This is a genomic window from Geomonas sp., from assembly GCF_056994735.1.
Window position 1 is genome coordinate 1 of record NZ_JBXKJL010000306.1, and the last position, 6,846, is coordinate 6,846.

At 59.5% G+C, this 6,846-nt stretch carries 6 protein-coding genes; 1 reads left to right on the plus strand and 5 read right to left on the minus strand.

All coding sequences use genetic code 11. From position 1 onward, the window contains the following. Nucleotides 1-145 precede the first annotated feature (145 nt). The 5 genes from AC11W3_RS13620 to AC11W3_RS13640 form a co-directional block, all read right to left on the minus strand. Nucleotides 146-892 carry a GltB/FmdC/FwdC-like GXGXG domain-containing protein gene (locus AC11W3_RS13620; RefSeq protein ID WP_484090593.1) on the minus strand — a complete coding sequence of 249 codons (747 nt, stop codon included), beginning with the start codon at nt 890-892 and terminating at the stop codon, nt 146-148. 166 nt (nt 893-1,058) lie between these two features. Beyond that, nucleotides 1,059-2,174: a class II glutamine amidotransferase gene (locus AC11W3_RS13625; protein ID WP_484090592.1), complete on the minus strand. Its 1,116-nt coding sequence runs from the start codon at nt 2,172-2,174 to the stop codon at nt 1,059-1,061. Between the two features lie 178 nt (nt 2,175-2,352). Then, complete coding sequence (locus tag AC11W3_RS13630; RefSeq protein ID WP_484090591.1) at nt 2,353-3,627, minus strand: NAD(P)/FAD-dependent oxidoreductase; 1,275 nt, start codon at nt 3,625-3,627, stop codon at nt 2,353-2,355. Continuing rightward, the gene (locus tag AC11W3_RS13635) at nt 3,628-4,074 is read right to left on the minus strand and encodes a 4Fe-4S dicluster domain-containing protein (RefSeq protein WP_484090590.1); all 447 of its coding nucleotides are present in this window, start codon (nt 4,072-4,074) and stop codon (nt 3,628-3,630) included. A 141-nt stretch (nt 4,075-4,215) separates the two neighbouring features. Further along, nucleotides 4,216-5,745 (minus strand): glutamate synthase-related protein, encoded by a 1,530-nt coding sequence (locus AC11W3_RS13640; RefSeq protein WP_484090589.1) that lies wholly within the window; start codon nt 5,743-5,745, stop codon nt 4,216-4,218. Between the two features lie 362 nt (nt 5,746-6,107). Here AC11W3_RS13640 and yhbY point away from each other — a divergent pair, with 362 nt between their 5' ends. Further along, nucleotides 6,108-6,401, plus strand: coding sequence for a ribosome assembly RNA-binding protein YhbY (yhbY, locus tag AC11W3_RS13645; RefSeq protein ID WP_484090588.1), 294 nt, complete (start codon nt 6,108-6,110; stop codon nt 6,399-6,401). The last annotated feature ends 445 nt before the right edge of the window (nt 6,402-6,846 follow it).

Sequence of the window (6,846 nt, forward strand, 5' to 3'; positions counted from 1 at the left end):
CTTTAAATCCCCCTAAATCCCCCTTTGTCAAAGGGGGACTTTTGCAAGTCGTCACATTAGGCCTCCCCCGTTCAAAGGGGGGGCGGGAGATAGGGCGAATACAAGAATGGCCCTCCGTGAGGGAGGGCCATTGGGTGATCCTGAATTACCTCGGCATCTGGCAGTACATGTTGCCGTAGGGACGCTTGCTCTTTGGTAGGACCTTCACAAACTTCTCTTTCAGCACTTCCTCGACGTCGAAGCCGAAGTCGGCGCAGTAGTTCTCGAGGTGGCCGCGCAGAGTCGCCTGGTCCTCTTCGGTCAGCTCGAAGACACCTACTTCACGGGAAAGCTTGGACTCGTCCACGCCGCCGCGCACCAAGATGGTCCCGCCGTGCATGCCGGTCCCGAAGGAGAAGCCATGCTTGGCTTTCTCGGGGTTGTCGGAGTACATGCCGAGGAGGATCAGCACGCCGCCGGCCATGTACTCGCCGAAGAAGTCGCCGGCCTTGCCGCCCACTACCAGGACAGGCTTGTTCTCCTGGTACGACTTCATGTGGATGCCGACGCGGTAGCCGACGTCCTTGAGGATGTGGATCTTGCCGCCGCGCATGCCGTAGCCGAGAACGTCGCCTGCGTGGCCGTGGATTACGACCTTGCCGGCGTTCATGGTGTTGCCGATGTTGTCCTGGCCGTTGTCGCGCACGATGATGGTCGCGCCGTTCATGAACGCACCGAGGTCGTTCCCCGGCACGCCGTTCACGGTGATGGTCACCGGCTTGTTGATGCCGTCACCGATGAAGTACTGGCCGTTCACGTTGACGAGCTCTATGGCTTCCGCCCCGCCGGCAACCGCCGAACGGATCTGAGCGTTGAGGTCCTTATAGTACACGCCCTTGGCATCTATCTGCATATAACATCTCCTCAAGGCTAAGGGCTAAGGGCTAAGGGCTAAAGGTTCAAACCTTAGCCTTATGCCCCGGCCGTAGCCGGTTATTGGATTCAATCTGTGCAACGGGAGGTCCAGGGTCCGGGTTTCCTTTAGCCCCGAGCCCTTAGCCCTTAGCCCTTAGCCGTTTTTAGACTACCCCTTCATTCATCTTGACCACGACCGGCTCGCCGCCGCGCGGGGACCATACCTTCTCCGGATCGGAGCAGATTTCCCTGATGGCGGCCTCTTCGGAGGCCATGTAGACGAACTCGCCCTTGGTGGCGCAGACCAGCGGACGCAGCTTGACGCGGTCGTTGAGGCCGATCAGTCCGTCGTTGCTGGCGAATAGGATGGCGAACGGGCCGTTGAGGAGCGAGCTGCCGTAGGTCTGGCGGATGGCGGTCATCAGCTCCCTGTCGTCCTTGTCCATCTGGTCGATCTTGTCCCAGAAGGGTGAAGCCATGGCCATCGAGGCGAGCTCCGGGGAGAGGCCGTGCTTCCTGATCAGGAGGTCGAGCATGTAAGCCACGACCTCGGTGTCGGTCAGCATGGTGCAGAGGTAGCCGTACATCTCCAGGTAGCGCTTGTTGATGCCGTAGGACGAGATCTCGCCGTTGTGGACGATGGACCAGTCGAGGAGAGTGAACGGATGCGCCCCGCCCCACCAGCCCGGGGTGTTGGTCGGGAAGCGGTTGTGAGCGGTCCAGGTGTAACCCTTGTACTCCTCGAGGCGGAAGAAGTCCGCGATCTCTTCCGGGTAGCCGACGCCCTTGAAGGCGCCCATGTTCTTCCCGGAGGAAACCACGAAGGCACCCTCGATCTCGTTGTTGATCCTCATGACGTGGCTGACGATCAGGTCCTCCAGCGTCATGTTCTGGAACTCGATCGCTTCCTTGTAGTCATCGGTCTCGAGCGGCTTCACGAAGTAGCGCTTGAAGACCGGCGGGTTCTTGATGGCAGCGACGCGGCGGGTCGGGATCTCTTCCTGCTGCTCGACGAAGAAGTTCTGATCGAGGTACTCCTCGGTGAGCTGCTGGGCCATGGAGCTTTCGTACATCAGGTGGAAAGCGAAAAACTCCTTGTAGTCCGGGTAGATCCCGTAGGCAGCGAAACCGCCGCCGAGGCCGTTGCCGCGGTCATGCATCAGGGCGATCGAGCGGATGATGACTTCGCCGCCGACCAGTTCCCCGTTCTTGGCGATGAACCCGGTCAGGCCGCAGTTGGATATATCCTTCTCGAAGCTGTGGGTAGGTTTTCTGTTCATTATGTTACCGCCTCCAGGTGAAGCTTAGTCTTTATTCAAATTCGAAGGCATAGAACGCTGATCACATCTTGCCGGGCGGATTTCCGCGGTTAGAACCAGGTCAGGGTTTAAACCCGAAACCTCTGCTTCGACCGGTGTAGATCCGCGCCATCCGCGTTCTATCGTTGACCCGGGTTTCCTATTCCGCCTTTTTCGGCGCAAAGAGCGAGGTCCTGATCTCCCTGGGGAGATGGACGAAGCCGAAGTCCGGCGCGAGCAGGTTCTCCTTGAAGGAGGCGACCTCCACCTTGTCGCGGATCAGGCCGGAGAAGATACCGGCGCGCTCCACGTTGCCCACCATAACCGCCCCGACAATCACGCCTTTCTCGAGGACGATCTTGCGGTACTGGTAGTTCTCCACATCCTGGTAGGTCATGATCTCGTAACGGTCGCCTGCATCCGGGTTGGTGATGCCCATGGAGATGGTCGGGACCTTGAAGAGCTCGATGGAGTTCATGGCCAGGCCGCCCTGGTATTCCCTCTCGCCACCGGCCATGCTGATGCCGGCCACGTCGCCCTGGATGTAGGCATCCGGCCAGATCGGCATCGGGTTCTTGTTTCCGGAGAAGAAGTCGCGGGCCTCGGCAACGTCGCCGGCAGCGAAGACGCCGGGAACGGAGGTTTCCATGCTGTCGCCGACCACCACGCCCCGGTTCACCTCGATGCCGCTACCTTTGAGGAAGGTGGCGGCCGGGCGCACGCCGATGGCTACGATGACGGTGTCGCAGGGGATGAAGTCGCCGGACTTGAGGGTCACACCGGTGATCTCGGCGCCCTCGCCTTCGATCTTGACCACGGTGTCTTCGGTGATGACCTCGACGCCGTTGGCTTTCATCTTCTTGCCCACGATGCGGCCGGCGGTGCGGTCGAAAGCGGCGGAGAGGATGCGGTCGGCGAGTTCCACGATGGTGATCTCCTTGTCCAGCGCGTAGAGGCCTTCTGCCGCCTTGGTGCCGATCAGACCGCCGCCGATGACGACGACCTTCTCGATGTCGCTGGCCTTGGCCTTCAGTTTGGAAGCATCATCCCAGGTGGTGAAGGTGAAGACCTTCTCCTTGCCCTGCATCCCCTCGATGGGGGGTACGAAGGGATCGCCGCCGGTGGCGATGAGGAGTTTGTCGTAGGGGATGACCTCGCCGCTGGACAGCCTGACGCTGGACTTGGCGGAGTCGACCGCGACCACTTCGGAGCCGAGGAGCAGGTTGATCTTGTGCTTCTCGTAGAAGTCCGCCGGCAGCATGGGCATGCGCTTCTCGTGAACCATCCCGCCCAGCAGGTAGGAGATCAGCGGGCGCCCGTAAGCGGTGTGATTTTCCCTCGACAGTACCGTTATGTTGCCTTCCGCATCGACCTTCCTGATACCCCTGATGGCGCCGACGGCGGCTACGGAATTTCCGATGATGACGTAGTTCATTTACTTGCTCCCCTCCTTGTACACCAGCGCCCGGTTGGGGCAGGCGTCGACGCATGCCGGGTTCTCCCTGTCGGGGCAGAGGTCGCACTTGTTGGCCTTCTTCGCCTTCAGGTTGCGCTGGACGGCGCCGAAGGGGCAGGCCATCACGCACGACCAGCAGCCGATGCACTGCTGGACATCCATCCTCACCACGCCCTTCTCGTCCTTCTGGATGGCGCCGGAGATGCAGGCCTTGAGGCACTCGGGGTCGTCGCAGTGGCGGCAGTTGGTGGAGAAGGAAACGATCCCTCCGTCTTTCTCCTCGACCGTGCAGCGGGCGATCGGGCGGTCGGCCTCGTGCAGGAAGGCCCTGACGGGATCCTTGGAGCGGGAATGCTCCGTGATGCAGGCGACCTCACAGAGGTGGCAGCCGATGCAGGCATCTTCAATTGAATATATACGTTTCATGCACAATCCTCGTTGTCATCTGAAATTCAAGTCTATTTTCAGCGCGGGATTAGAATCTGATCGAATCGGATTAAAAACGTTCTTTAAGTCTTGCACATCTGAATTTAATCCGATTTGATCCCGCGCCAATGTTTTTGACCCTTACTCCCCGGCGGGCATTACGCCCAGGAGGTTCATGTCCTTCTCGGAGAGGCCCACGGCGCGCAGCTTGTAGCGGTTGCCGCGCAGCGATTCCAGCGCGTTCAGCCCCATGCCGCCCAGGATCTCTTTCATCTCGTGGCCCCAGGCGTGAACCAGGTTCACCAGCTTCTCGGTCCCGATCTCGGGGTTGAGACGCTTGGCCAGGTACGGGTTGTTGGTGGTGATGCCCCACGGGCACTTGCCGGTGTAGCAGCGCTGGCAGAGGGTGCAGCCCATGGCCAGGAGGGTCGAGGTGCCGAGGTTGATGGCATCGGCGCCCAGGGCGATGGCCTTGATGGCGTCGCCGGAGTTCCTCACGCCGCCGCCAACCACGATGGAGACCTCGTTCCTGATCCCTTCGTCACGCAGACGGGCATCGACTGCGGCCAGGGCGAGCTCCATCGGGATACCGACGTTGTCGCGGATGACCTGAGGAGCGGCACCGGTCCCCCCGCGGAAACCGTCGATGGTGATGATGTCGGCGCCGGCGCGGGCAACACCGGAAGCGATGGCGGCGATATGGTGGACCGCGGCGATCTTGACGGAGACCGGCTTCTCGTAGTTGGTCGCCTCTTTGAGGGCGTAGATCAGCTGGCGCAGGTCCTCGATCGAGTAGATGTCGTGATGCGGAGCGGGCGAAATGGCGTCGGAGCCGATCGGGATCATCCTGGTCTCGGAGATCTCGCTGTCGACTTTCTCGCCGGGGAGGTGGCCGCCGATACCGGGTTTCGCACCCTGGCCGACCTTGATCTCGATGCCGACGCCGGCGTTGAGGTACTGCTCGGAGACGCCGAAACGGCCGGAAGCGACCTGGACGATGACGTTCTTGCCGTAGCGGTAGAGGTCCTTGTGCAGGCCGCCCTCACCGGTGTTGTAGATGGTGCCGAGCTCTTCGGCAGCGGCAGCCATGGCCCTGTGGGCGTTCAGGTTGAGAGCGCCGTAGCTCATGGCGGAGAAGATGAACGGGTACTCGAGCTTGAGCTGCGGGGTAAGCTTGGTCTTGAGAGACGGCTTGCCGGTCTTCTCGTCGCGGACGATCTCGACCTTGTGCGGCTTCTTGCCGAGGTAGGTGCGCAGCTCCATCGGCTCGCGCAGCGGGTCGATGGACGGGTTGGTCACCTGGGAGGCGTCCAGAAGCAGGTGATCCCAATAGATCGGGTAATCAGCCGGGTTCCCCATGGCGGCCAAGAGGATCCCGCCGCTGTCGGCCTGGGCGTAGAGGTTCCTGATGTGCGCGGAAGACCAGGAAGCGTTCTTCTTGAAGGTTTCCTCGTTGGCCTTGATGGAGATGGCGCCCGTCGGGCACAGCGCAGAGCAGCGCCGGCAGCCGATGCAGGAGGAGCTATCCTCAACCAGGACATCTTCCTCTTCAATATAGGAGTGGACGCCGTAAGAGCACTGCCTGACGCAGACCTTGCATCTGATGCACTTGGGGTCGCTCCTATCAATGTTGAATTCGTTGAATGACTCGTTTACCGATTTATAAAGCACCTTGTTCGCCTCCTGATACAGGTAAGGTTGTACGGCCCGTACATATGCCATTTCTGTGCCAGCTCGCTCATTAAAGCAGAGAGCGCGGCCAATACCGCTGATGGTAGCAGTTTTTCCGTTTCAAGGGCAAGGGGCAAAGTGCGGATATAAAAAGTATACGGTATCGCGGTGTAAAAAAGTTTCTCACCGGAGAGCACATCAGCTACTCACTTGAGGCGCTCGGAGTAGCGGCCTTGCCATCCTCCGGGCAAAGTGTTATAAGACTCTCCACCATTTGGAAATTAAAAGACTTTTGCTGAAGGCAGGCCGTCACTTATGGCGACGCTTGTCAGGATGACGCAGAGGAAAAAGGAAGAAGAGTAATGTTGAAAGGCAAACAGAAGAGATTTCTCCGCTCGCTCGGGCATGGACTAAAGGCCGTGATAACCGTCGGCAAGGGGGAGGTCAACGCGGCACTGGTCAAGGAAACCAACGAAGCCCTGGAGAGCCATGAGCTGATCAAGGTGAAGATACTGGAGAGCTGCATGATGGACCGTCACGAGGTGGCCGAGGCGCTTTGCGAGGCGTGCGGGGCCGAAGTGGCCCAGGTGCTGGGCAGGACCCTGCTCCTTTATCGTGCGGCAAAGGAACCGAAGCTGGAACTGCCGAAGGCTTAAAGGCTGTGAAAGGTGAATGGTGAATGGTGAATGGTAAAAAGCAAACCATTGCAATTCGCAGAGTAGGCCTGACCTATTGCAATTCGCAGTTTAGGCCACGACCTATTGCAATCCGCAGTTTAGGCCACGACCTATTGAAATGACACCTTCACCCACCCCCTAACCCCCTCCCCTCAAGGGAGGGGGGACGTGATTCTCCCGTCACCCTTCACCCTTCACCCTTCACGCTTCACCCTTCACGCTTCATCCTTCACGCTTCACGCCTGAGATGACGAATCCGTAATATTTCTGTAATTTTGTCGACCTGGTTATTCCAGTAAATTAAGGCCAAGGTTCGGTAAATCACTGGTGAGAAGACGGAGAGGGTGACTGCGGGGCCGCCGTCAGGTCATAACACCCCCTTCGTGAATCAGCGTGAACCCCTGCTAATTGCCCATTGAAGCCG